The sequence below is a fragment of the Bacillus sp. ME78 genome, assembly GCF_903970865.1.
Classification (GTDB): Bacteria; Bacillota; Bacilli; order Bacillales; family Bacillaceae_G; genus Bacillus_A; species Bacillus_A cereus.
In genome coordinates this window covers 158,384-184,293 of record NZ_CAJCKK010000003.1, presented here as the reverse complement: position 1 = coordinate 184,293, position 25,910 = coordinate 158,384, and the positions used below count along the sequence as shown (strand labels likewise).

Genomic DNA, 25,910 nt, shown 5'->3' with positions numbered 1-25,910 from the left:
GAGACCTTTTTGCCATATATATTTATTTTTGGAATCCGCCAAGGCTTTGTTCAGCCATTGCAACTAGACGTTTTGTAATTTCTCCACCAACTGAACCGTTAGCGCGAGCCGTAGAATCTGCTCCTAATTGTACACCAAATTCTTGAGCGATTTCGTACTTCATTTGATCGATTGCAGCTGTTGCACCTGGTACTACTAATTGATTTGAAGAATTTTGGTTTGCCATAGGAATATATCCTCCTTAGAGTTATAAAAATTTTTTTTGGTTGGACTAGCTGGAGTTGAACCAGATTATCGCCCCGGTTGGCGCTAATCCATCGGTAATTAAGTTTGTACTCATAGTATGGATGTTACCTAGAAAGATATACAAAATAATAATTTGTAAATTTTGTCAAAAAAACGTATTGATTTCGTAAATTATGAAATAAGAGTAATCGTTGTATTTTTAAGAAAACAGGCCAAACTAAGGAGGATATTAAATATAATTTTCTCATTGTAGCCTGCTACTTGTAGGCTAATCATTAGCTTCTTATTTATGATTTATTGAAATGAAATCGGTAGCAACTTCATAGTTCTATTTTTAAGTAGGGATGGAGTGAGTGACCGCTCCTATGCATGGGTAGGTGCTCTCTTCAATCTAAAAAAGAGAGGCTTTAAACGATAACGTATGGAGGAATCATGATGGGGATTTGCCCGCTTTGCAACGCATTAGAATCACAAACATATTCTTGTCAAAATTGCCAAAGTATACTCCAAGATTATGGGAAGTCTGTAGATTACATAGACGATTATAGTGCCTATATGGATCAAGAATTATTAAGTGCAGTAGATGGTTTAACGCATAATAATTCAAATGAATATTGCAATCATGTTTTTTATTGCGGAGTATGTAACGTGGAAACTGAGGTTGTAGTGAAACTTGTGTAAATAGAAAACTTCCACCTTATTATCTAGGTGGAAGTTTTTGTTTTTGTATTTGTGAGTGAATCATAGGAGAAGGGATATGTTCGGTGTTTGATGAAGCCCCTGATTTTATTTGAGACATTTTTTCTTTTGTATCACGTAAAGAATGTTCAGTTAAGTAGACGGCATATTCGTAAAATAACTGGCGCGTCAGTTCACTTTGCTCTTTTAATTTTTTATCTTGGAATACAGTTCGCCCAGGTTTAGAGTTGGCTTCAAAGAGCCACGGATTTTCCTTTGTGTCTAAACCGATATCAAAACCGATTTCTCCAATATTTCCGGTTACTTGTTCATCGAGCGCGTAACTTATTTGTAAGGCAGTATGTTTTAATTTATTTTCAATTTGAACTTGTTTCGTTGAATCTGGAAAAAGCTCTTGTAGCAATTTTGTATCACCGCCGCTATTTACGTGCGTTGTTAAACTGCCTTTGCCGGCAATTTTGGCGACGATTGCACTAACTATCCAATTACCGAAATGATTTTTATTTGTATGAATGCGGAAATCAACAGGTTGCCCATCGAAGCGAAGTAACGAAATACCTTGCTGTACGATAAACTTTTTTAAATCATGTCCTTTTAATACGTGGTTTAGAAGAGTTTCTAATGATTGATACTTTCTTAGTTTATTTTCTTCATTTTCGCGATAACGACAGTAGTAGCAATTCTCTGTTTGAGAATAAAATATTTGATGAATATTTCTACCAAAGCTCCCGTGTATTGGTTTCATGTACACAGATTTATACGTGCCAAGAAACCGTTCTACTTGTTCAAAATGCTGAAATGCTTCTGTGTTTGGTAATAAGGGTCTAATTGATTCGTCTTTCATAAGAAGTTGATGAACTTCCCATTTGTTGAAAAAACCTGGGTTAAACCATGGAATGGAGTAGTCTTGTTCTAACTTTCTTTTTGCTCTGACGATTGGTTTATAATTTTCCGCTTGTCGATTCGGTAATCGATCGTAAATGACATTTGGTAAAGGGACCTTTTTCTTTATCCATTGTTTCTCTTGAAAGAAATATCCTTCAATCGTTTCTTCTTCCCAGTTTATATGTTGAACGCCAAAGACGAATACGAACGGTCGTAATGAGAATGGTGGTGTTAACAACTCACTGAGAGCAATTGAACGATTTCCTAAAGGGTTAGAAGAATCATCGTTAAAGCCAGTTGTAAAAATGCCGATTAATGGTCCGAAAATAATTGTTTGGTTTTGTGTGAATGCATGAATAGTAGTGGATTGAGGTAGTAAAAGTTTTTCGGCAATATGTTTTCCGATAATAATTTCGCGAGTAAAGGAATAATGAATTTTCACCTCTTCACTTGCAAGGTGACGTATACCGAAGGAGAGGGATGTAATAGGTGGTGTAATAGAAAAAACGTAAGGTAAAGTAATGCTATTTGGATGTTCATCTGAAATGTTTAATGTATATATATGTTCTTTCAAAATAGGTTTACCTCCTTTCATTATGGTGTAAAGCGACTGAATTTAAGTGGTCCGTGAAATATCTTTTCAGCTAATGAATCACTATGACGAATGTATTGTTCGTAAGAAGGGATCGTGTTGACATACATAAGCCAGATTGCACCTTTTTGATCCATAATTGTGGAAAGTTCTAGTTCAAATAACGAAGAATAAGACTGATCTAGTGTTTGGAATACTTCATTTATAATGTCATGTAAAGCGTCGTGCAATAGTTGCACACCCGTACTAGATAGTACGTATTTAATTTTTGAAAATGAATGCAATGAATCATCGTCCGTTGCTGAGGGTAAAAGTTGATTAGGAAATGAGCTTTTTTGTATAAATTGACCGATAACAGTCCAAGTTTGTTCTTTGTTTTTTTGCAAAATGGTTCGAATGTGGAGTGGATATGTTAATTGATTTGGTGGTTGTAGCATAGTGTGCGCTATGTAACGGGATGAACGTATGTTAGATTTACACCAAGATATAAATTCGTCTGTCCGTTTGATTGTAATAGAAGTATGGTATTTTTCATTTACTGTATCGATATGAAACGTTTTATTTTTGTAAGCAATTCGATATAAGTTATCCTTAGAATGTATATTAGTGGGGCGTATAATAATATCTTTAGTTTTTAACAACAGTTTGAAAATGTTTTGTATCGTTGCAATTTCAAATTTTGGTATATAAGGAGACAGTTTTTTATTAGTGAGAAATAAATCATGTAGTTCACTTAAATTAATAAGTGTGTTATTTAAAAAGGTAGTGGAAGGACGATTGTGCAAAGAGTGAATAATTGATTTTGCTTTTTCAAAGTCTGTTTCCTCGTGAAAAGAATAACGATCATATATATAAGAAGGAATAGGGAATGTTTGCTCTTTCCATTTTCCTGTATCTGTATCGTAAATAAGACCAGAAATAAGGTCTGTTTTAGGATCAATACAAAATGGCGTAAACTGGGCAACGACATTATGATAAAGCCGAGCGCGTTTAGCGATTTCGGTGTAATACGTTTGTTCGTAATGAAATTTAGAAGCTAAAAGACCGAGAACCAACGAAATCACTCCTTTACTACTATTTGCATAATAGGCGAAGCTATATATTGCAAATACGTTTTTATACCATTATACTTTTGTCCGTATGATGATATGCTATAGTTTTGGAGAAGTGAAAGGTTGATTGTAATGAATATATGGTTAAATATGTTAACGACGACAGGACTCGGAGCAATTATTGGGGGATATACGAATCATTTAGCGATAAAAATGTTATTTCGTCCTCATCGTCCTATTTATATCGGAAAGTTTCAAGTTCCATTTACACCAGGGTTAATTCCGAAGCGTCGTGATGAACTTGCTGTTCAATTAGGAAATATGGTTGTAGAACATTTGTTAACACCAGAAGGAATTGGAAAAAAGCTAACAAATGAAGAGTTTCAAAAAGGTTTAATTCACTGGGCGCAAGTGGAAGTGGATAAAGTAATTACGAATGAACAATCACTGCGACATATGTTAGAAAAATGGAATGTAGCGCATGTAGAAGAAGAAGCGACTCGAAAAATCGAACATGTGATTACAGAAAAAATTCATGCATTTTTAGCAGAGTATTATACATATACATGGGAACAGGCTTTACCTCATTCTGTAAATGAAAAAGTAGAGAATGCGATTCCGAATGTCTCGGCGTTTATTTTAGAGCGAGGAATTAGCTTTTTTGAAAGTGAAGAAGGGAAAGCACGTCTTTCAAAAATGATTGATGATTTCTTTGCTTCTCGCGGAACGCTACTTAACTTAGTCGGAATGTTTTTAGGAAATGTAAGTGTAGTGGATCGTGTGCAGCCAGAAGTTATTAAGTTTTTAGGTCAAGATGGTACAAAGCAGCTTTTAACTGACGTACTGCAAAAAGAGTGGGAAAAGTTAAAAGGAAGAGATGTAAAAGAATTAGAAGCATTTGTAGAGAAAGAAATGATTGTAAGCTCCGTGCTGTCAGCAGTTAAAGTAGAGGAAACAGTGAGTAAGTTTTTAAATCAATCTGTTCAGCAAGTATGTGAGCCGGTTCGAGAAACAATTATTGAAAAAGTGGTTCCAAGTGCAGTAAAGAAAGGCTTGAAGTGGGGAACAGAAAACGTAGAGAGTATACTAAATAATCTACACCTTGCGGAAATTGTCCAGCAAGAAGTGTCTACATTCTCAACGGAAAGATTAGAAGACTTAGTTCTGTCTATTACGAAAAACGAATTGAAAATGATTACGTATTTAGGAGCATTATTAGGTGGAATGATCGGACTCGTACAAGGATTGTTACTATTGTTTCTTAGATAATAAGGTGAGTACATAGAAATAAAAGTGAAATTTCTTCACATCTCTTGCATAGTTTGATATGGTAAGAAGAGGTGCGTATGTAAATGCACTGAAAAGGCAGTGCGTATGAAAAGCGCTAGCCTTCTAAAGGAGGAAAAATAAAATGACAAAGAACATTCATGATGTTGCATATGAATTACAAAAAGCAATCGCTGAAAACGAAGACTTCAAAACTTTAAAAGAGAGCTACGCAGCAGTTCAAGCTGACACAGCTTCAAAGAACTTATTCGATGAGTTCCGTACAATGCAACTTAGCCTACAACAAAAAATGATGCAAGGCCAAGAAATCACTGAAGAAGACAACCAACAAGCACAAGAAGTTGTAGCTCGCATTCAACAAGATGCTAAAATTACAAAATTAATGGAAACTGAGCAACGCCTAAACGTTGTAATCGGTGACGTTAACAAAATTATCATGAAGCCACTTGAAGAATTATATAGCGCGCAACAACAAGCGTAATGAGAGAAGACGCTCCTAGTATAGGGGCGTCTTTTTCAGTGACAATAAAGGTGTTTAATTTTAGTATAAGAAATGTAATAGCCACCTATTAAAATTAACTTGTAGGTGGTTTTAAATTTATTTAAAACTAAATTTAATTGTTGTAGCCTTTAATTTATAAAAATAATAAAGTTGGTTAATTTTTCTTCAACTAATGCCGCTTATTGAAAAAAAGTAGCTTGCTCCATTTACTAAATTTTTATCCTGTTTTACATAGCTTAATCTGCCTCAACATCTTTTTCAACTAAATTTTGAACAAATCTTAATAGATAACCATCAGGATCCATAATTAAAAATTCTTTTTGTCCCTTTAATTTAGTATCAGCTCTATACCAATTCTCTTGAATATCAAATTTAATTGGATACTCGTTCTTTTTCAAACTATCATATAGTGAATCAATATCATTTATGATAATTTGAAAATTGATTCCTCTTCCGTAGGGATAAGATAACTCCCCAGTACTCCAATGACCATTTACTTCTTCAATCATAATCTGGCAGTCATTTAAAGACAGTAAAGCAAACTTATCCTCTGGTCTTTGATATTCAATTTTAAACAGGAGAATTTCCGAATAGAAATTTAAACTTTCCTCCATATCTGAAACTGATAGCTCTGGTATTAATGCATTGAGTTTGTGCAAAAATGCTGCCCCCTTTGCTTAAGTTATTGATTATTATAACACTCACTATAAATTCTTCTTCCATTAAACTACTTCGTTAGCCCTATAAGAAGTAAACAAGTTTATTATCTCTACACACGTCTTTTTTGTTTGTTATTTTTTGAAATACTCCGTTTTAATGTTTTTCTCCTTCAAAAACTCTTCAATTTCTTTTTGCTTCCTACCATTAACTTTCTCAAAGCGCTTTGTAAAAGAGAAATCAGTTTTGAATAAGTTACCATCTTGAGCGAATTTTTCTATTTCCTGATCTAATTCTACTGAAAGTGCTGTAGATGCTGAAATATAATTATGAATTTCCTTCGAAGGCTGTTTGTAATCAGCAGGAATCGTATTGTTACTAATAAAATGATGGAAGTTCGCATCGTTTTGTTGAGCTAAATCTATTAGTTTTTGTAATTTATCCCGGTCGGACTCAGTAACCTTCTCGTCAGACATGGCTGACGAAAGTGGAACGATGTTTTCGTATAACTCTCCGCTATAATCTAAATAAGTTTTTATATTTTGCTTCATTTCGTCTTCATTAATAGTTTCGTTTTTCTTTGAGGAACTAAATATATTTTCTGGAACTTTAATAGCAACATCTTTAATAGATTGTACATCGTTTTCTTCCTTAGGTTGTGCACTGTTTGAACAAGCTGATAGAAATAAAAGAGTAAGTAGCATGAGTGAATATAAAGTATATTTCTTCATTTTAATCTCCTTTTACATTCATTAGTGTCTTTGTAAAATAGCAATATTCCATTTTAAATACTTTACTAAAAGTGCATATAGATGTTTTACCATTTGATAAGATATGACGGATATGAGTAAACCGACGCAAAAAGCGATGAACACATTATAAACATCGGAATAACTAATTTGATGAAACCCTTTAAAGAATCCTAATCCTATTAATAAAATAGGCGAAATAATTAATACTGGCGTGGCAATGATAAGTGCTAGAAGAATCGGTAATAAAAAGAGTAGTACGAAAAAGGCGATAAAGATAAAGGCAAAGTTTAAAACACTTAAGCTCATAACAGAAAAAAGTGCAATTATCATATTTTTGAAGCTTCGTTTACTGTCAGCATTGCTTATTGCATAGGAAACAGTAAGTTCTTTAGCAATGGTTTTAGGGTTTCCTAGCTTTTTAGAAATTTCCTCTTCAGATATTCCATCTTGTTTACCACTAATAAAATGAGTTTCGTACTCCGAGATAATATCCTCCTTTTCTGAATTAGGCATATTCCGTAGGGAAGAACTAAGTTGTTCTAAAAATTCACTTTTGTTCATAACGATCACTTTCCTTTATAAAATGATGAATTATGGCTGAAAATCCTATCTTTTTTCTAAACAGCACACACAATCTATATCTACTTTTTGAAAGGAGATATACTAATTGTGAATAACATTCCAAATAATGGGTATTCCATTATTTACAAATATATCACTTACTATTATTCTTTGCAAGGTACTATAAATTGTTAATAATGTGAATAGGTGGAAGTATTTTTGTACATTTTTAGAAGAGATATAAAAATGTTATTTTAAGATAAACAAAAGGTTGTAAGCGTATTCTTTAAATCTTGTCAAAATAATGTCGAATTCATATTGTTGGAAAAATAATGCATTTGTAATATAATGATAAATGATACTTCACCAGCTTAATTAACTAGGTGAAATTAAAATCTTTATTACACACATTATGAAATAAAGGGATGATTAGTTTTGAGTACAGGTGTAAAAGCAAACGACGTGAAGACAAAAACAAAAGGAGCAGATCTTGTTGTTGATTGTTTAATTAAACAAGGTGTTACACATGTTTTCGGTATTCCAGGAGCAAAGATTGACTCTGTATTTGATGTATTGCAAGAAAGAGGACCAGAGTTAATCGTTTGTCGTCATGAACAAAATGCAGCATTTATGGCAGCTGCTATTGGTAGATTAACAGGGAAACCGGGCGTATGTCTTGTAACTTCAGGACCAGGGACATCAAATTTAGCGACAGGTCTTGTTACTGCGAATGCGGAGAGTGATCCCGTTGTTGCTTTAGCTGGTGCAGTACCGCGTACGGATCGATTAAAACGTACGCATCAATCTATGGATAATGCTGCACTATTCGAACCAATCACAAAATATAGCGTAGAAGTAGAGCATCCTGATAATGTGCCAGAAGCACTTAGTAATGCATTTCGAAGTGCGACTTCCACAAATCCGGGAGCTACTTTAGTAAGTCTTCCGCAAGACGTTATGACTGCGGAAACAACTGTAGAGTCTATCGGTGCGCTTTCTAAGCCACAGCTTGGAATCGCTCCCACAAATGATATTACATATGTAGTAGAAAAAATAAAATCAGCGAAATTACCAGTTATTTTACTCGGTATGAGAGCGAGCACAAATGAAGTGACGAAAGCTGTTCGTAAATTAATTGCGGATACAGAACTTCCTGTCGTTGAAACATATCAAGCAGCTGGTGCGATTTCACGTGAGTTAGAAGATCATTTCTTCGGCCGCGTTGGATTATTCCGTAACCAACCAGGTGATATTTTACTAGAAGAAGCAGACCTTGTGATTTCTATCGGTTATGATCCAATCGAGTATGATCCAAAGTTCTGGAATAAACTTGGCGACAGAACGATTATTCATCTTGACGACCATCAAGCAGATATCGACCATGATTACCAACCAGAGCGTGAATTAATTGGTGATATTGCCTTAACGGTAAATAGCATCGCGGAGAAATTACCGAAACTTGTATTAAGTACGAAATCAGAAGCGGTATTAGAACGATTACGCGCAAAATTATCAGAACAAGCAGAAGTTCCAAATCGTCCTTCAGAAGGTGTTACGCATCCACTTCAAGTGATTCGTACACTTCGTTCTTTAATTAGTGACGATACAACCGTTACATGTGACATCGGTTCCCATTCTATTTGGATGGCGAGATGTTTCCGTTCTTATGAACCACGTAGATTATTATTTAGTAACGGTATGCAAACGCTAGGTGTTGCACTTCCTTGGGCAATCGCAGCTACTTTAGTAGAACCAGGTAAAAAAGTAGTTTCCGTATCAGGTGACGGTGGTTTCTTATTCTCTGCGATGGAGTTAGAAACGGCGGTACGTTTAAATTCTCCAATCGTCCATCTTGTTTGGAGAGACGGCACATATGATATGGTTGCATTCCAACAAATGATGAAATACGGCAGAACATCAGCTACAGAGTTTGGCGATGTTGATCTTGTGAAATATGCGGAAAGTTTCGGGGCGTTAGGTCTTCGTGTTAACACGCCTGATGAATTAGAAGGTGTGTTAAAATCCGCGCTAGCAGCAGATGGTCCTGTCATTATTGATATTCCAATTGACTATCGTGACAATATTAAATTAAGCGAAAAATTATTACCAAACCAATTAAACTAATGGAGGCAGATTTGAGATGACTGTTGCGCAATTAATTGATATTGATGCAAAAAAAACGAAAACGAGTAATGAAGTATATCAAACATCTACAATGCTTGCGCTATTAGATGGTATATATGATGGTGTGATTAGCTTTGAAGATTTGAAAAAACATGGTGATTTTGGCATCGGCACATTTGATCAATTAGATGGTGAAATGATTGCATTTGATAATGAATTTTATCATTTACGTTCAGACGGTTCAGCAGAAAAAGTAGAACCAGAAGAAACAACACCATTTGCGACTGTAACGTTTTTTGAAAAAGAAATGAGTTATACGGTAGAGCGTCCGATGAATCGTGAAGAAGTTGAAGCATTATTACATGAATTAATGCCAAGTAAAAACTTATTTTACGGTATTCGAATGGACGGTACGTTCCGTGAAGTAAGAACGAGAACTGTTCCAAGACAAGAAAAACCGTATACACCGCTCGTTGAAGTGACGAAATCACAACCAATCTTTTCATTTGAAAATACAGAAGGTACGCTTGCTGGATTTTGGACACCAGATTATGCGCAAGGTATTGGTGTAGCTGGATTCCACTTACATTATATTGATGATGAAAGAAGCGGGGGTGGACATGTTTTCGACTATGTTATAGAAAACTGTACGATTCAAATTTGTCAAAAAGCTCATATGCATTTAGCACTTCCAGAAACAGCTGATTTTATGGCGGCTGAATTATCAAGAGAAAACTTAGAGGATAATATTGCAACTGCGGAAGGTGCAGAGTAAAAGGGAAAGACTGTTCCATTTTGGAACAGTCTTCTTTTATTCGTAATGTTATTATTTGTCGATAAATCGATATTTCTTGTCGAACCGTTGATATATTGTAAGTTATGATAGATATATTTGAAAAATCGTTGATATTGCTTATTTCTTTGAAACAAACGGATGTCCCTCATAATAAAAACGCCACGGATAATGTACAGCTTCTTCTGCATAGTCGATATTAATACGAGGTCCTGCTGCTATTTTATATTGTGATGATATGTGTTCATCTTTTGGGACGAGTTCAATATGTAATGTGTCACTTTGTAATGATAAGCCTCGTTCTTCTAAAGTAATTCCGAGGGCACGGCATAGTTTGCCAGGACCGTTTGTTAAATTTTTGTACTGCGCTTTTGTAATGTCTGTTTTGTTGTAGCGTGCTAGTTTTATTTCTTCTATTCCATTTACCGGTTCAAGGGCTCGAATGAGAACACCTTGCGGGGTACCAACTGGTGCTGTAATAACGTTAAAACAATGATACATACCGTAAATTAAATATACGTAAGCATGCCCTGGTGCGCCAAACATGACTTCTGTGCGGTCTGTCCGTCTGCCGCCGTAACTATGTGCGGCCTTATCATCTGGGCCTTTATATGCTTCTACTTCTATAATGATTCCGCTTCGCTTTATTCCGTCTACAATATGAACGAGTTTTTGCCCGAGTAATTTTTTTGCTACTTCTAACGTATCGCCTTCATAAAAGGAAGGAGGTGCCTGCATTGTACTATCTCCTTTACTAAGTGTATATGTATATAGTAAACCAAATTTTCAGTAGTAATTCTAACTCGTTCTATTTATCGGGTGTATTTCATAAATTATGGATAGAGTACAACAGCGAAGAGGGGGAGTGCGACATGATTTATCGCTTACTAGCTCTTAATATAGATGGGACACTACTATACAACAATGGAAAAATTGCAAAAGGATTAAGAGAAACAATTGAATTTGTGAAAAGAAAAGATGTATACGTTACGTTATTTACGAGCCGTAATTTTCAATCCGCTCATAAAGTAGCAAAGGCGTTAAAATTAGATTCTATATTAGTGACACATGGTGGTGCTTTCGTTTCAGCAACGTTAGATAAGCCGTACGTTCAAAGAAGATTATCTGAAGAGAAGACTTTTAACATTGTGCAAGTGTTAGAGCACTTTGATTGTAACGTACGTATTTCTCATGAACGGTTTTCGATAGGAAATCGTGAGAGAAATACACCAAACTTAATTGCGCGCACTGTATTATCAAGCGCAGATCCGTTATTTTATCCAGTTCAATTTGTAGATTCGTTAGGTGACGCGCTTCGTGACCATCCGGTAGCGGCGCCAAAAATTGATGTTCTTTTCCAAACTAAGGGTGAAAAAGAAAGAGGGCTGAACACATTAAGAAAAGCATTCCAAGATGTAGAGTATGTTGAATGTGATTCAAAACGAATAGAAATCTTGCCGCAAAATGTATCAAAGTTACGCGGATTACAATTGCTTGGAGAGCATTTAAATATTTCGCTAAATGAAATGGTTGCGATTGGAGATAGTATGGAAGATTTAGAGGTTATTGAAAACGTGGGACTTGGTGTAGCGATGGGGAACGCACCTGTAGAGTTAAAGCAAGCAGCAGATTGGATTACACGTTCAAATAGTGAGAACGGTGTAGAGTACATGATTAAAGAGCATTTCCGTAAGCAATTCCCGCTTCCATTTTTGAAGAATCATAAAAATACACCGAAACGATGAAAGAAAAACGTAGCTTTTTGGCTACGTTTTTTTGTTGAGCTTATTAAAAGGAATGAAAACGTTTTAAAATGTGAATTGTGTATGAAATCTATACAATTCACTTGAATCCTTTAGAAAACTAATGTAAAGTGAATGATGTTGTCAAAATAGTTACACCACATGAAATATTCTTCAGATTAATTTTATTGGGCTCCCATACGTAAAAGTATTTCCGCATGACAGTTTAGTTCACGTCTTATTTCAAAAATGAATTGTAGTAATTTTATTAAGTAGTTGTAGCGTTCCTTTGTTGTATTTAAATGGATTATTTTAAGTTAATGTGAGTAAGACCTGGTACATATGAAATGTGCTTCTTTTTGTGATTTTAGGAAGTTTAAAAGGGGGAATGAATTTCTTGAGGAAATCATTTAATCAAAAAATTAAAAAGTTAAGTAGTAGTTTAATAGTTGTATTACTAATATGTATGAATTTTTTAATCCATTTACCATTTAAAGCAGAGGCAGCTACAACAGAGTTAAAAGGTTTAGGTGATGTATCTTATTACAACGCCATCATTTTTGGAGATCATAGTGCAACGAGTGCGGATATTGAAGGTGCGATGGCTGTTCAGAAAAATATGAACGCATCAAGTTATACAGTCGTAGCGGCTGCAACTGGAGCAAATAACTTAGCTGGAGCAACTTGGGTAGATGAAGGATATCCATCATTATTACTAGGCGGTCAATTTACGAAAGCGGGAGCAGGACAAGTAATTATTCAAGATGGAACAGTGGCGATGACAAAAGATGGTGACCCAGATGGCGCAATGAAAACATCATATGACCGTATCTCTTATAAAGAGCAAGCGGAGATTGATGCTAAGTTTAAAGAATTTAGAAAAGACGTTGATGGTGTAATTGGGGATGCAAGTAAACTACACACTGATAAGCCAAAACCTAATATGAGTTTTGGAATCGGTGAAGATGTAAATAACCCTAATATTTATGTCTCTTCAGGCCAAACGGGAAAGAAAGCATTTGATGTAAAAGACGTTTTTCTTCCGAATGTAGAGAATAAAGACTTTATTGTTATTTATTCAGATGCAGAAGAAGTGAGTTTTGGTGGCGGTGCAATTTTGTATGATACAAGAAATACTGGGATGGCGACGGATTTAATTAATACATCTCAAGCATACGACCCTAATTCATCTTTTACTGAGTTAGCTAGTAAGGTAATTTGGGTATTTCCTAATGCTACAAAGATAACAACTAAAGGTTATGGTGTAGTAGGTAGTGTGTTTGCACCTAATGCAGTTGTAGAAACAAAAGGTGGTTCTATTAATGGACAAGCCTATGTTGGAGGATTACACCAAAGAGATGGTTTTGAGGTTCATAACTTTAAATTTAACTGGCCAAAATGGAATAAACCAGCAGCTGAAAAAGGACATTTACAAATTAAAAAAGTTGATGAAAACGATGGAAATATTGTTTTAAAAGACGCAAAATTTGATGTTATAGACAAAGATAATAACGTTGTGGCTACTGTTACAACAAACGAAAAGGGTATTGCGGAAGTTAAAGATTTACCACTTGGTGACTATTTTGTAAAAGAAATAAGTGCACCAGAAGGATATATAAAAGTTGATACACCAGTCAAAGTAACAATTGATAATACAAACGTAATTGAACTTGTTATGAAGAATACGAAAAAAGTAGAGAATGGCCAATTTAAATTATTGAAAAAAGATAGTGAATCTGGTCAACTTCTACCAGGTGCAAAATTTGATGTTATCGATAAAGATGGGAAAGTTGTGGAAACAATTGTTACAGATGATAAAGGTGAAGCCTTATCGAAACAACTTCCAGTTGGAAGCTATACATTAAAAGAAGTAGAAGCACCGAAAGGATATGAATTATCATCTAGTTCAGTTTCTGTTGATGTAGAGGCTAATAAAGTAGTGACTGTAGATGTGGTGAATAAAAAGATCCCCGAAAAAGTAACAGGTCAATTTGAAATTGTGAAAGTAGATGCGGAAGATAAAACGAAAGTATTATCAGATGCAGAATTCGAAGTGTATAAAGATGGTAAAAAAGTAGATACGTTACGAACAGATAAAACTGGTAAAGTAGTTTCTCAGAAATTAGAACCAGGAAAGTACACATTAAAAGAAACGAAAGCACCACAAGGATATAAATTGCTAAAAGAAGAAATTGAAGTCGTTGTGGAAGCGGACAAAGTAGTAGAAGTACAAGTAGAAAATGCAAAAGAACTAGGAAGCTTACAAGTAATCAAAAAGGATGCAGAGAGTGGAAGAGTTCTAGCAGGTGCAGAATTTAAACTGAAAAATGAAGCTGGTCAAGTAGTTGGAGAAGCGAAAACAACGAATAAAGACGGTGTTGTGAAATTCGAAAACGTAGTGCCAGGAAAGTACACGTTAGAGGAAACAAAAGCGCCAGAAGGCTATAAAGCGCTAGAAGTGACAGTAGAAGTGAACGTTGTAGCAAATGAAGTAGTAAAACAAGAGGTTACGAATGAAAAAGTAACAGGTCAATTTGAAATTGTGAAAGTAGATGCAGAAGATAAAGCGAAAGTATTATCAGACGCAGAATTCGAAGTGTATAAGGATGGTAAAAAAGTAGATACGTTACGAACAGATAAAACTGGTAAAGTAATTTCTCAGAAATTAGAGCCAGGAACATACAAATTAAAAGAAACGAAAGCACCACAAGGATATAAGTTGTTAAAAGAAGAAATTGAAGTCGTTGTGGAAGCAGACAAAGTAGTAGAAGTACAAATAGAAAACGCAAAAGAACTAGGAAGCTTACAAGTAATCAAAAAGGATGCAGAGAGTGGAAAAGTTCTAGCAGGTGCGGAATTTAAATTAAAGAACGAAGCTGGTCAAGTAGTTGGAGAAGCGAAAACAACGAATAAAGACGGCGTTGTGAAATTCGAAAGCTTAGTGCCAGGAAAGTATACGTTAGAAGAAACGAAAGCGCCGGAAGGTTATAAGGCGTTAGAAGTAACAGTAGAAGTAAATGTTGTAGCAAATGAAGTAGTAAAACAAGAAGTTATGAATGAAAAAGTGAAAGAAAAAATTACAGGTCAATTAGAAATTACAAAGGTAGATGCCAATAATACAAATAAAACATTAGCAGGCGCAGTGTTTGAAATTTGGAAAGACGGAATAAAAATCGACACATTAACAACAAATAAGAGCGGTAAAGCGACTTCTAAGAAGTTAGAACCAGGAGATTACACTTTAAAAGAAATCCAAGCGCCAGAAGGATATACTTTATCCGATAAGGAAATGAAATTTACGATTTCTAATGAAAAAATTGAAGTTGTAAAGCTTCAAATTACAAATAAAAAAGATACAGATAAAGATCCGGAAAAACCAGGTGAAGGAACAGGGAAGCCTGATGAAGGAACAGGAAAACCAGGTGAAGGAACAGGAAAACCAGGTGAAGGAACAGGAAAGCCGGGTGAAGGAACAGAAAAGCCAGGTGAAGGAACAGAAAAGCCGGGTGAAGGAACAGAGAAGCCAGGTGAGGGAGTAGAAAAACCTAATTTACCAGAAAAAGGACAAGGTTCTTCTAATAATCAACAACTTCCAGCTACAGGACACAATACGAATTACGTTCCATTCATCGGTTTTATGCTTCTGTTACTAGGAATACGTTTAAGATTCATGGCTAAAAATAGTTAACGGATGTATAAAAGGCATCAGAGATATACAATCTCTGATGCCTTTTAAATTAATACAGATAAATATTTTAAGCTTCAATTACGCTAAGCATTCTGTTTATAAATGCAGCTGCGTGTGCACGTTGTGATGGTCCTTTTGGTACGAATTGATTAAATTCATTACCTTTTACAATTCCATATCCATACACTCTTTGTACTTCTTCTTTAGCGTAAATTAAGTTTTGGTCTACGAATGGTAGTTCAACTTGTTTTGCAAAAATACCAGCGTGTTTTAGAGAACGATCAATCATAATAACAGCTTCTTCGCGTGTAATTGTAGTATTTGGATCAAATGTATTATCACCACGTCCGCGGATTATGCCTGCGCTTGCTGCACGATTAATACCGTCTCTTAAAGATGGGTGTACTTGTTCTAAGTCTGTGAACTTAGCATTTCCACTTGGTAATTGTAAAGCACGAGTAATTAGTGTAGCAAATTCAGCACGCGTTACAAGACGTTCTGGGAAGTACTTGCCGTTCCCTTCTCCTTGCATAATGCCTCTAGCTGCTAATTGACGAATGTCTTGTTCATACCATCCACCTGTAATGTCATCAGTTACGGGATTTTTTTGGTTTTCCTTATAGTATGTTTCAGTTCCTTTTAAGAAAGCATTCCATTGTCCGCGTTGAATCATAAACGCAGGGCAGTTTTTTCCTGACCAAAATTGATGTTTTTGGACCTTATCTAGAGAAATATTTAAGTCGTTCATTAAATAAGCTGCCAATTTACGGGCATTTTCTACCGCTTTTTCATAGTTTCCATCTTGATTAACGGCAATTTCAATTCCGATAGATTCATAGTTTCCAGTTTTATTTCCAGCATGCCATCCAACTTCATTTACCGGAAGATGTTGATAAATTTCTTTATCATCTACTGTGAAATGCCAAGATGCGGCGCGATCAGCTGTTCCGCGTGCTTGGTTATCTAAGAATTTTGCATGATTTAGAGCATTAGCACCTTTCGCTGTATTAGCCGTTTCGTGAATCGTAATATATTTAGGTACCATCGGGTAGCCAGGGCGAATATCGTCATTTCCTTTTGGGACAATCATTTCTTTAAATGTAACGCCATAAATATTGTTTGTTTGTAGAGCTTCCGGAGCTCTCAATAAACTATTTTTAGCAGTACGACTGTTTTTTAGTAATGAAGCTTTTGTACCTTCAAATGTAGCAGAAGGTGCATAAATCCATTTTGCTGTTTCGTTTATTTGGACTTTAAACCAATTTCCAGCTTGTTCAGTAGGAGTAATGACTTGTGGTTGTAGTTTCCCTTCTTCTTTAAACGATTGGAACGGAAGGGCATGTATGGAAGCTTCTTCTTTTACGATTAATTTTTGGTTAGATAGTTTATGAATCTCTTGAACTTCTAAGCTATTATCATTGTTATCTATCCATCCAGCGCCAGTTGGCGTCGTTATGTAGTAAGCATTTCCTTTTTTCTTTGTCGCCGTTACGACTTGTTCTGTAATCTCGATATTCGATTTGTTTTTTAAATCATTCGTGGTATATAATGAATGTTTTTTTGAAGTGTATAGTAGGAATTGGCCAGTAACCTCGATATCTTCTTCATGAGTACTATGCTCATTAACATGCTCTTTAATACTTTTAAAAACTTGATCTTCCGTATATACTTCGGCGGATTTTTCAGCACTCTCTGCAAATGAATAAGTAGGTGCAAGAACAGTTTGTAATGCAAGAGAGAGAGTTAAAACACTATAAAATTTCTTTTTCATATTTTTTTTAACACATTAGATTATGGAATCTAGTGTTAACATTCCTCCTTTTTATATTGTATTTTCGCTATGTAACGATTTTTTGTACTAATAAATTTTAACAAGAGAAAATCATGATGTCTATATACATGAGCGATATTCATAAAAAGAATTATTTGAAAAAATGTAAGAGAAACAGGTAAAACCTTCTGTATTGACCTGTAAACGCCCTTCAAGTAAACTAAAGAGAGTTTGCAAATGAAAAGGTGATAATGTGTTAATTTCAATTAAAACGTTACAAGATGATCGTTTTTTACGTCCGCTACAAAATATTGGCGGCTTATTTTTTGAAGATAGTACGATTGGATTTGAACAAGAGGAAGCGAATCTGATCGTTGATATACACATTGAGGATAATGTGAAAGCATCCGCTCGATTAACGGATGTTAGCACAGGAAATGTGTATGAAGAAACATTCTCGAAAGATTTATCTGCTTTCACAGATGAAAAAGAGCGTATGAAGCAAGTGAAGCACGTTGTTTCTTATGTATATCTTTCTGTTCTTCAGCAGTTAACTGGACTTGAACAAAGCTGGGGTATTTTAACGGGAGTACGTCCGACGAAACTTCTTCATAAAATGCTTCAAAATGGTATGTCAAAAGAAGAAGCGCATCAAGAACTTCGTGAAAGTTATTTAATTCATGAAGAGAAAATTGAACTTCTTCAGCGTATTGTTGATTGCCAATTAGCAGTTGTTCCGGATTTATACCGTTTGAAAGAAGAAGTAAGTATTTATATCGGTATTCCGTTTTGCCCAACGAAATGTGCATACTGTACATTCCCGGCTTATGCGATTAATGGACGCCAAGGATCTGTTGATTCGTTCTTAGGTGGTTTACATTATGAAGTTCGTGAAATTGGTAAGTTTTTAAAAGAAAAAGGTGTGAAAGTTACTACGATTTATTATGGCGGCGGTACACCTACAAGTATTACAGCAGAAGAGATGGATATGCTGTATGAAGAAATGTACGAAGCGTTCCCAGACGTGAAAAATGTACGTGAAGTAACAGTTGAGGCAGGTCGTCCAGATACGATCACGCCAGCAAAGCTAGAAGTGTTAAATAAATGGAACATTGACCGTATTAGTATTAATCCGCAGTCATATCATCAAGAGACACTAAAAGCAATTGGACGTCATCATACTGTAGAAGAAACAATTGAGAAATACCATTTAGCTCGTGAAATGGGAATGAACAATATTAATATGGACTTAATTATTGGTCTTCCTGGTGAAGGGTTAGATATCTTCAAGCATACGTTAGATGAAACAGAAAAGTTAATGCCAGAATCATTAACAGTTCATACGTTATCATTTAAACGTGCTTCTGAAATGACGCAAAACAAACGTAAATATAAAGTAGCAGGTCGCGAAGAAATTACAGCGATGATGCACGAAGCAGAAGAATGGACGCAAAAGCATAATTACGTACCATATTACCTATATCGTCAAAAGAATATTTTAGGTAACTTAGAGAACGTTGGTTATGCAATGCCGACGCAAGAAAGTATTTACAACATTGTCATTATGGAAGAAGTACAATCAATTATCGGACTTGGTTGCGGTGCATCAAGTAAATTTGTTCATCCGAAGACGGGGGCAATTACGCACTTCGCGAATCCGAAAGATCCAAAATCATATAACGATGGCTTTGTAAAATATACAGAAGATAAACTGAAAATTTTAGAAGAGCTATTCGCATAAGAAGAAAGAGGTTGTTCCGAGTCGGAACAACCTCTTTTTATCCTGCAGTAATAGGCGGTCCGATTATATCTTGTCAGTTTTTGTCGGTAAGTCGATATATTCGAAAAATCGCTGATATAATTTCATTTATCGTCTAGTGGTACCGTATGTAAAACTATGTCGATAATAATCAGAAAAATTAGTCAAAACATTGAAGGACAATGTCTACTTATAGACGAAATGATAGATTTATGAAAGAGAAAAGGGGGAAATTGTTGGCATGTACATGACGATAGGGAGAATTTTTGATTTATCTGTTGGTAAGTATACGAATAAAGAGGCGTTAGTGGAACCTGAAAAAAATATTCGCTGGACATATAAACAGTGGGATGAACAAATAAATAAAACGGCACACGCTTTATTAGAAGACGGAGTAAGAAAGGGAGATACAGTATCTGTTTACTTATATAACTGCCATGAATTTGTAAACGTTTACTTAGCTTGTGCGAAAATTGGTGCGATTTTTAACCCGATTAACTTCCGCTTAAAGGCGAAAGAAGTATCTTATATTCTTCAGGACGCATCCTCGAAAGTCGTTGTCTTTGAAAAAGCAGTTGAGTCAACTGTTGCTATAATTGAAAGAGATTTTCCAAATACATCTTTTTGGTCTATAGAAAACGATAAACCTTCCTATGCAAGTTCCTACCATGAAAAAGTGAATGCAGCATCTTCTGAGAAAGTAAATATCGAAATTGATGAAATGGATTATTGTTCAATGCTTTATACGAGCGGTACGACAGGTCATCCGAAAGGCGTGTTACATCGTCATCGTGAAATGGCTGAGCATAGTATGATTTGTACGTATTTCCTAAAATATAATAGAGATAGCGTTGGGCTTGTTGTTGCGCCTTTATATCACTGTGGTGAATTAAATGCCGGAATCATACCACGCATTCAAGTTGGTGGGAAGAATATTATTTTACATCATTTTGATACAGACACAGTATTACATACGATTCAAGAAGAAAAGATTACGACGTTCTTTGCAGCACCGACGATGTGGAATATGTTGTTGCAAAAAGATTTAACTCAGTATGATTTAACTTCAATGAAAATCGGTATATATGGCGGAGCGGCAATGGCACCGGCGTTAGTGAAGGAATGTAAAGAACGTCTTTATATTGACCTTGTTCAAATATACGGAATGACAGAAATGGGACCAGTTGTGGCATTTCTCGTAGAGGAGGATCAAATTACGAAAGCTGGTTCAGCAGGCACACCATGCTTTAGTCATGAAGTTCGTATTGTGAAACCGAACGAGGATGCACCGGCAGAACCAGATGATGTATTACCTCCTTATGAAGTAGGAGAAATTATTTTACGCGGCCCAACTATGATGGCTGGCTATCATAATCGCGAAGAGGCAAATAAAAAATCGATGTATAAAGGATGGTATCATTCTGGTGATTTAGGATACTTTGATAAGGATGGTTATTTATTCGTTGCAGATCGTGTTGATGATATGGTAATTAGCGGTGGCGTAAATATTTACCCTCGTGAAATTGAAGATTTCCTTCATAGTCATCCCGGTATATTAGATGTGGCGGTACTTGGTGAGCCAGATGAATTATGGGGAGAGCGTGTTGTGGCAGTTATTGTGAAGAAAGATGAAACAATAACAGAAGCTGATTTAGAAACGTATTGCAAAGAAAGTGACGAATTAGCAGATTATAAGCGTCCACGTCATTATTTATTTGTAGATGAACTTCCGCGTAATGCGAGCGGGAAGTTGCAGAAGTTTGTGCTGAGGGAGTCACTGAAAGGTGCGAAAAAATAGAAAATGAAGGATACCCCATATCTATGGGGTTTTCGTCTCTTTTTCTGTAAGAGATTAAACAGAAGAAACAATATCTTTGTTAATTCTTAAATGTCCTGTTCTTTTGTAGAGGTTGGGAATTAAGTGAATATCAGTCACTTTATATTTACTTAATTCTCATTTCTTCTTGGTGAAGGTTAATTAGCGCATTTGAAATAAGGTGGAAAAACAAAATGGATGTAATGTCCAAAAAGAAAAGACACCTTAAGGTGCCTCTCTCCGACTTGAACCATTTCATTTCATACGAATCGGAATCTATCCGTATTACCATTACCCCTTTGTTATGAGTGTAAACACACACTATAAAGCAGAATCGTCTATATACACTAGATTGTTAGTTCACAAAAGACAAGAGATTTGAGATCAATATCGAAGTGACGCCACATCCCCTATAATAATTGATATGTTACGCCTTTTAAAAGAATCTGCTTTATAGAACGTGCCCACAAGTTATATTTTACTACATGTAATATTCATTTAGTGTATTTTTTAATGAATATGTATAATTACATAAACTGTATGAAAAAAAGAGAGTATACTCTAACATTTTGTAATAAAGATAAAGCCCGCTTACGGAATAGTGGGCTTTTCTTACTTTTTATAGATATTTATTCCAATTATATTATCAGATGAATCTAAACGAATATAAACGTCAGCTGATAAAAGGTGTGCATTATATATTCGTTGTTTATATGTTGATATCTCGAAGCGTTTTCCATTTAATTCACATTCTAGAATAATCATATCGCCATGTTCTTTCCAATTTATTAATTTAGCAGTTGTATTCATATAAACCTCCTCTGAATCATTTTATGAAAATTAATAGAGTTAGTGTGAGAAAGGAGTTTATATAACAAAAAAAGACACCTTAAGTGTCTTTTTTGATTACTATAAAAGTCGTTCAATGAAATAGGTTTCTATTTTTATTTACGTGAAAACCCTTCTTCATCAAGGTATTCCGCAGCTTCTGGATAAGAGTTGAATGTACCGTCTAAGTTTACACCAGCGTACACGTTCCACATGTCATCCTCTGAAATAAGAGTAAGAATATGACCATCTTCGTTCTGCCATTCTTCTTCTTTCGCAGGTTCTACAGGTGCTACTACTTCTTCTTGTGATAGAAGGTCAATTGATTTCTCAATTACTGAACGTAACTCTTCTGCTGAAAACTCACGGATGTTAACCATACCTTTATCATCCGTTTTGTAACCTTTAATACCGCTTGCATACACAAATCCATTTCCATTTGGGTGTAAATGAAATACAACGTTCTTTTTATCTAAACGACTTTCTTCAAAGTGGAAGTTTACACGTTTTAATGATACGTTCTTTCTTTCTAGTTCTGGGAAAGATTCAATAATCGATAATTTTTCTTCAAAAGTTAGCATAGTGCCTCCAAGTATATAGTAAAAGATTTAATTTGTTCATTATAGCATAGTTGCAATTGTTTCCAAAGATAAGGGGGAAACTTTTCATTGAATACGTTTACGTCACGAGAATGTAAAAAGTGAGCTAACGAATGTATCTTTTTAGGTGTACAATGGAACATGGACTTTATACAAAGGTGGTTTTTTTATGTTTCAAAAAATAGCAAAGGAATGTTTAGCAGGATTTACTGTTGCGATTGTTGCGTTACCACTTGCGATTGCATTTGGTATTGCTGCGACAGGAACGTCTGAGGGAGCGCTTGTTGGATTGTATGGTGCGATTTTTGCAGGTTTATTCGCAGCGTTATTTGGCGGGACACCTGGGCAAGTAACGGGGCCAACTGGACCAATTACCGTTATCGCAACAGGAGTTATTGCGACGCACGGGTTAGAGGCAAGTTTTATTGCCTTTATGATGGCAGGGTTATTTCAAATTTTATTCGGTGTATGTAAGCTCGGTTCTTACGTTCGATATATTCCGTATCCTGTCGTTTCAGGATTTATGAATGGTATTGCATTAATCATTATTTTAGGCGAAATAAAGCACGTACAAAATAGTTTTCTACTTGTTGTGTTAACGATTATTGTAATGATTGTTTCTGGTAAATGGATTAAGGCGATTCCGTCTAGTTTAGTAGCACTAGTCGGTGTGACAGCTTTGCTACCTTTATTTTCTTCCCTACTCGAAGGACTTACAGTAAATTTACCGATTATCGGAAATCTTTCATTAAACAAAGTAATTGAAAAGATTGGAACCATTCCAGAAGCGATGCCTACGCTTCATATTCCATCTTTAAGTGGAACAGGAATAGCAGCACTTATTTTACCAGCGCTTAGTATTGCTTTATTAGGATCGATTGACTCGTTGTTAACATCGGTCGTAATGGATAATGTGACAGGTACACGTCATAAAAGTAATAAAGAGCTCGTTGGACAAGGTATCGGTAATATGATGAGCGGATTGTTTGGCGGATTAGCAGGTGCAGGTGCGACTGTAAGGTCTATCGTGAATATAAGAAGTGGCGGTAAAACGGCACTTTCGGCATGTATGCATAGTGTTATCTTATTCATTTTTATTATGGGTCTTGGTTCGGTCGTACAATATATTCCACTTGCTGTATTATCAGGTATTTTAATTTTAACTGGTATTGGAATGTTCGATTGGGGAAGCATGAAAAAGATGCATGTCGCTCCTAAAGGTGATGTCGTTGTTATGCTCGTAACGATGATTGTAACGGTGAAGTTCGATTTAATGATTGCTGTTGCATTCGGTATTATTCTTTCGTTCATCATATATATAGTGAAATGTAAAGAACGCAAAGCTTCTATCGTAAAAGAAAAAGAAGAAACGTACACAATTCAAGGACCGCTCTCTTTCCTATCAGTAGATCGTATTTTCTCTACTTTACAAGATGTGAAGTCACCGGTTGTTTTACGTATGAAAGATGTGCGTTATATGGATGTATCAGGAGCTATGGCATTATTAAATTTTGTTGAGCAATCAAATAAAGTAGGAGCAAGTGTAAAGCTTGAGCAAGTACATCCGAGTATTGAAAAAACAATCATAGTAATGGCAAGCGATGAACAGAAAGAACAATTGAAAATCTTAAGTGTTTAGATGGTAATTAGAATATCTCACAATTTTACATACATTATAATGTAGAGTTGTGGGATATTCTTATAATGTTTTTAGTAATATGTACTGCAGTGATAGAGAAGAGCTCTTTTTGAGTAAAGAAAACAGTTATAATGTGTACATATAATGGAAGGAATTAGAAGTTAGAGTGTGAAGAGATAGGCGTGAATTGGTTCTCTTTTCTATTTTGTAAAAAAAACCAAGTATTCAACCTATAATAAATTTGTTATGATAACCAATGGGATAAAGTGAATCCCTATCGTTTAAAACAATATGTTTGAGAGTATATGTATAAAAGAAAAGAGAAAAAATATGAATAAAACATTTGTAAAAGGAGCAGCGATTTTAACAATTACAACTTTTTTGTCAAAATTGCTTGGTAGTTTTTTTCAAATTCCATTACAAAATATTGCAGGAGATGAAGTGCTCGGTATTTTCCGTCTTGTTTTTCCTGTATATATGATTGCTCTTACATTATCGGTAGCCGGAGTTCCACTTGCAATTTCGAAACTAATTGCAGAGTTGAACGAAAAAAATAAGCAAAAGGAAATTGCGAAATTATTTACATCAGCGTCAATTATAGGAATAGCATTTGGCGTTTTCGGCTGTTTAGTCATTGTATTATTTTCTATTGAAATTGCAAATATGCTTGGTGGACAAGAAACTAGAATGCCGTTGCTTATTACTTCATTAGCATTACTCATTGCTCCATACATGGCAGTTTATAGAGGGTATTTTCAAGGTTTCGGTGATATGAAACCAACAGGGGTATCACAGGTCATTGAGCAATTTGTACGTGTGTTTTTTATGTTAATAATTGCTTACATACTAGTATCATGGGATAAGAGTAATACTATTATTACTAGTGGTGCGATGGTTGGCTCTTTTCTTGGAGTCATTAGTTCGCTTATATATTTGCGTATAAAATATAATAGAAGTCCATACTACAATAAAAGCAATTCCTATTCACTCCGAGATTTAAGAGAAAACGGCAAAAAGATATTGAGGGTATCGATCCCAATCGCTATCGGAGCTTTATCAATGCCACTTTTAAATTTAGTAGACTCGCTTACAATACCGCATGTATTACAAGGATCATCAACAGAAATTCAAGAACAATTTGGAATATACAGTCGCGGTTTTGCATTCACGCAAATAATTGTTATTTTTGCAAGTGCAATTGTATTTCCGTTAATACCACTCTTAACTTCCGCATTGGCCAAAAGAGATATAAATTTGGCGAAAATAACAATTCAAAATACAAATCGACTAGCGCATGTTTTGACAGCGCCGTTAACAATATGGTTGATGGCATTAACAGTACCGTTAAATGTCGGATTGTTCACAGACGTAAAAGGCAGTAGTATGTTAACAGTTATGATTGGCAGTTCGTATTTTACTGCGGTTATGGTATTATCAATAGGTGTTTTACAGGGCATTAACCGTTCTGCACAAGCTGCATGGATAGTTATTGGTGCGAGTTGTGTGAAAGTCGTGTTAAACATAATGTTCGTGCAGAAGTTTGGCATAGATGGAGCGGCGTATAGTACATTCATTACTTACGTATTGATTTGTATTGTAAATCATTTGTATATTCGAAGCTATATTGCCTATTCTATTCATTTAAAAAGTTTTTTTGGTGTGCTAGCAATAGCATCTATTTTAGGACTAGGATTGTATGAACTATTTAATGTGATAGATGTTACATCTTCAAGAATTATGACGTTATTATTCAGTGGTATAGCATTAAGCATTACAACCATTTTGTATGGTGTATGTGCTTTGAAATTAAAATGGATATCAATAAAAAAAATACCATTTTTGAAAAGATAAATATAAAAATTTAATTTTTTATTAAAATTCATATGAGCTGATAAAGAGGAAACTATGTAGGGTATTA

The 25,910-nt window shown here is 35.2% G+C and carries 21 protein-coding genes; 11 read left to right on the top strand and 10 right to left on the bottom strand.

The features are described from left to right. Positions 1-22: 22 nt before the first annotated feature. Positions 23-226 (bottom strand): small acid-soluble spore protein, SasP family, encoded by a 204-nt coding sequence (sasP, locus tag H6481_RS06390; protein ID WP_000013339.1) that lies wholly within the window; start codon positions 224-226, stop codon positions 23-25. Positions 227-681: 455 nt separating this feature from the next. Between sasP and H6481_RS06385 the strand changes: the two genes are divergently transcribed. Beyond that, on the top strand, positions 682-927 hold the full coding sequence (locus H6481_RS06385) for a hypothetical protein (RefSeq protein WP_000510477.1): 246 nt from the start codon (positions 682-684) through the stop codon (positions 925-927). Between the two features lie 19 nt (positions 928-946). Here the strand turns inward: H6481_RS06385 and H6481_RS06380 are convergent, their stop codons facing one another. After that, positions 947-2,404: a YheC/YheD family protein gene (locus H6481_RS06380; RefSeq protein ID WP_000658108.1), complete on the bottom strand. Its 1,458-nt coding sequence runs from the start codon at positions 2,402-2,404 to the stop codon at positions 947-949. A gap of 20 nt (positions 2,405-2,424) precedes the next feature. After that, positions 2,425-3,477: a YheC/YheD family protein gene (locus H6481_RS06375; protein WP_063546557.1), complete on the bottom strand. Its 1,053-nt coding sequence runs from the start codon at positions 3,475-3,477 to the stop codon at positions 2,425-2,427. Positions 3,478-3,606: 129 nt separating this feature from the next. Between H6481_RS06375 and H6481_RS06370 the strand changes: the two genes are divergently transcribed. Both H6481_RS06370 and H6481_RS06365 read left to right on the top strand, forming a co-directional pair. After that, complete coding sequence (locus H6481_RS06370; protein WP_002060818.1) at positions 3,607-4,743, top strand: DUF445 family protein; 1,137 nt, start codon at positions 3,607-3,609, stop codon at positions 4,741-4,743. Positions 4,744-4,885: 142 nt separating this feature from the next. Further along, positions 4,886-5,242 carry a YlbF/YmcA family competence regulator gene (locus H6481_RS06365; RefSeq protein WP_000164614.1) on the top strand — a complete coding sequence of 119 codons (357 nt, stop codon included), beginning with the start codon at positions 4,886-4,888 and terminating at the stop codon, positions 5,240-5,242. 257 nt (positions 5,243-5,499) lie between these two features. Here H6481_RS06365 and H6481_RS06360 read toward each other — a convergent pair whose 3' ends face one another. From H6481_RS06360 to H6481_RS06350, 3 genes are all read right to left on the bottom strand, one after another. Then, on the bottom strand, positions 5,500-5,922 hold the full coding sequence (locus H6481_RS06360; RefSeq protein WP_000549334.1) for a VOC family protein: 423 nt from the start codon (positions 5,920-5,922) through the stop codon (positions 5,500-5,502). A gap of 132 nt (positions 5,923-6,054) precedes the next feature. Then, positions 6,055-6,651: an NDxxF motif lipoprotein gene (locus tag H6481_RS06355; RefSeq protein WP_075716849.1), complete on the bottom strand. Its 597-nt coding sequence runs from the start codon at positions 6,649-6,651 to the stop codon at positions 6,055-6,057. 21 nt (positions 6,652-6,672) lie between these two features. Continuing rightward, positions 6,673-7,233, bottom strand: coding sequence for a DUF1700 domain-containing protein (locus H6481_RS06350; RefSeq protein WP_023521266.1), 561 nt, complete (start codon positions 7,231-7,233; stop codon positions 6,673-6,675). A 435-nt stretch (positions 7,234-7,668) separates the two neighbouring features. Here H6481_RS06350 and alsS point away from each other — a divergent pair, with 435 nt between their 5' ends. Further along, entirely contained in the window at positions 7,669-9,357 is a 1,689-nt protein-coding gene (gene alsS, locus H6481_RS06345) for an acetolactate synthase AlsS (RefSeq protein ID WP_000103533.1), read from the top strand. 16 nt (positions 9,358-9,373) lie between these two features. Next, positions 9,374-10,132 (top strand): alpha-acetolactate decarboxylase, encoded by a 759-nt coding sequence (gene alsD, locus H6481_RS06340; protein WP_000215024.1) that lies wholly within the window; start codon positions 9,374-9,376, stop codon positions 10,130-10,132. Between the two features lie 138 nt (positions 10,133-10,270). On the opposite strand, the gene H6481_RS06335 is transcribed toward alsD, so the two are convergent. Further along, entirely contained in the window at positions 10,271-10,888 is a 618-nt protein-coding gene (locus tag H6481_RS06335; RefSeq protein WP_075716847.1) for a DNA-3-methyladenine glycosylase, read from the bottom strand. 134 nt (positions 10,889-11,022) lie between these two features. Here H6481_RS06335 and H6481_RS06330 point away from each other — a divergent pair, with 134 nt between their 5' ends. Beyond that, positions 11,023-11,895: a Cof-type HAD-IIB family hydrolase gene (locus H6481_RS06330; RefSeq protein ID WP_000640430.1), complete on the top strand. Its 873-nt coding sequence runs from the start codon at positions 11,023-11,025 to the stop codon at positions 11,893-11,895. Positions 11,896-12,280: 385 nt separating this feature from the next. Further along, positions 12,281-15,580 carry a SpaA isopeptide-forming pilin-related protein gene (locus tag H6481_RS06325; RefSeq protein ID WP_075716846.1) on the top strand — a complete coding sequence of 1,100 codons (3,300 nt, stop codon included), beginning with the start codon at positions 12,281-12,283 and terminating at the stop codon, positions 15,578-15,580. A 67-nt stretch (positions 15,581-15,647) separates the two neighbouring features. On the opposite strand, the gene H6481_RS06320 is transcribed toward H6481_RS06325, so the two are convergent. Beyond that, a complete protein-coding gene (locus H6481_RS06320) occupies positions 15,648-17,351 on the bottom strand; it encodes an S-layer homology domain-containing protein (protein WP_142238791.1) in 1,704 nt (567 codons plus the stop codon). Between the two features lie 253 nt (positions 17,352-17,604). On the opposite strand from H6481_RS06320, the gene H6481_RS06315 reads away from it, so the two are divergent. Next, a complete protein-coding gene (locus tag H6481_RS06315; protein ID WP_000908776.1) occupies positions 17,605-19,092 on the top strand; it encodes a coproporphyrinogen III oxidase in 1,488 nt (495 codons plus the stop codon). A 259-nt stretch (positions 19,093-19,351) separates the two neighbouring features. Then, positions 19,352-20,908: a fatty acid--CoA ligase gene (locus H6481_RS06310; RefSeq protein ID WP_071731830.1), complete on the top strand. Its 1,557-nt coding sequence runs from the start codon at positions 19,352-19,354 to the stop codon at positions 20,906-20,908. Between the two features lie 630 nt (positions 20,909-21,538). Here H6481_RS06310 and H6481_RS06305 read toward each other — a convergent pair. Together H6481_RS06305 and H6481_RS06300 are read right to left on the bottom strand one after the other, a co-directional pair. After that, on the bottom strand, positions 21,539-21,736 hold the full coding sequence (locus H6481_RS06305; protein WP_001098258.1) for a hypothetical protein: 198 nt from the start codon (positions 21,734-21,736) through the stop codon (positions 21,539-21,541). Between the two features lie 134 nt (positions 21,737-21,870). Then, a complete protein-coding gene (locus H6481_RS06300; RefSeq protein ID WP_000954998.1) occupies positions 21,871-22,335 on the bottom strand; it encodes a hypothetical protein in 465 nt (154 codons plus the stop codon). Between the two features lie 187 nt (positions 22,336-22,522). On the opposite strand from H6481_RS06300, the gene H6481_RS06295 reads away from it, so the two are divergent. Both H6481_RS06295 and H6481_RS06290 read left to right on the top strand, forming a co-directional pair. Beyond that, on the top strand, positions 22,523-23,992 hold the full coding sequence (locus H6481_RS06295) for a SulP family inorganic anion transporter (protein WP_000486667.1): 1,470 nt from the start codon (positions 22,523-22,525) through the stop codon (positions 23,990-23,992). A 330-nt stretch (positions 23,993-24,322) separates the two neighbouring features. Next, positions 24,323-25,843 (top strand): polysaccharide biosynthesis protein, encoded by a 1,521-nt coding sequence (locus tag H6481_RS06290; RefSeq protein ID WP_097987991.1) that lies wholly within the window; start codon positions 24,323-24,325, stop codon positions 25,841-25,843. The last annotated feature ends 67 nt before the right edge of the window (positions 25,844-25,910 follow it).

Coding starts and splice junctions, on each gene's coding strand:
- sasP (WP_000013339.1), bottom strand. CDS start 226: ATGGCAAACCAAAATTCTTCAAATCAATTAGTAGTACCAGGTGCAACA.
- H6481_RS06385 (WP_000510477.1), top strand. CDS start 682: ATGGGGATTTGCCCGCTTTGCAACGCATTAGAATCACAAACATATTCT.
- H6481_RS06370 (WP_002060818.1), top strand. CDS start 3,607: ATGAATATATGGTTAAATATGTTAACGACGACAGGACTCGGAGCAATT.
- H6481_RS06365 (WP_000164614.1), top strand. CDS start 4,886: ATGACAAAGAACATTCATGATGTTGCATATGAATTACAAAAAGCAATC.
- H6481_RS06355 (WP_075716849.1), bottom strand. CDS start 6,651: ATGAAGAAATATACTTTATATTCACTCATGCTACTTACTCTTTTATTT.
- H6481_RS06350 (WP_023521266.1), bottom strand. CDS start 7,233: ATGAACAAAAGTGAATTTTTAGAACAACTTAGTTCTTCCCTACGGAAT.
- alsD (WP_000215024.1), top strand. CDS start 9,374: ATGACTGTTGCGCAATTAATTGATATTGATGCAAAAAAAACGAAAACG.
- H6481_RS06335 (WP_075716847.1), bottom strand. CDS start 10,888: ATGCAGGCACCTCCTTCCTTTTATGAAGGCGATACGTTAGAAGTAGCA.
- H6481_RS06330 (WP_000640430.1), top strand. CDS start 11,023: ATGATTTATCGCTTACTAGCTCTTAATATAGATGGGACACTACTATAC.
- H6481_RS06325 (WP_075716846.1), top strand. CDS start 12,281: ATGAATTTCTTGAGGAAATCATTTAATCAAAAAATTAAAAAGTTAAGT.
- H6481_RS06320 (WP_142238791.1), bottom strand. CDS start 17,351: ATGAAAAAGAAATTTTATAGTGTTTTAACTCTCTCTCTTGCATTACAA.
- H6481_RS06310 (WP_071731830.1), top strand. CDS start 19,352: ATGTACATGACGATAGGGAGAATTTTTGATTTATCTGTTGGTAAGTAT.
- H6481_RS06305 (WP_001098258.1), bottom strand. CDS start 21,736: ATGAATACAACTGCTAAATTAATAAATTGGAAAGAACATGGCGATATG.
- H6481_RS06300 (WP_000954998.1), bottom strand. CDS start 22,335: ATGCTAACTTTTGAAGAAAAATTATCGATTATTGAATCTTTCCCAGAA.
- H6481_RS06295 (WP_000486667.1), top strand. CDS start 22,523: ATGTTTCAAAAAATAGCAAAGGAATGTTTAGCAGGATTTACTGTTGCG.
- H6481_RS06290 (WP_097987991.1), top strand. CDS start 24,323: ATGAATAAAACATTTGTAAAAGGAGCAGCGATTTTAACAATTACAACT.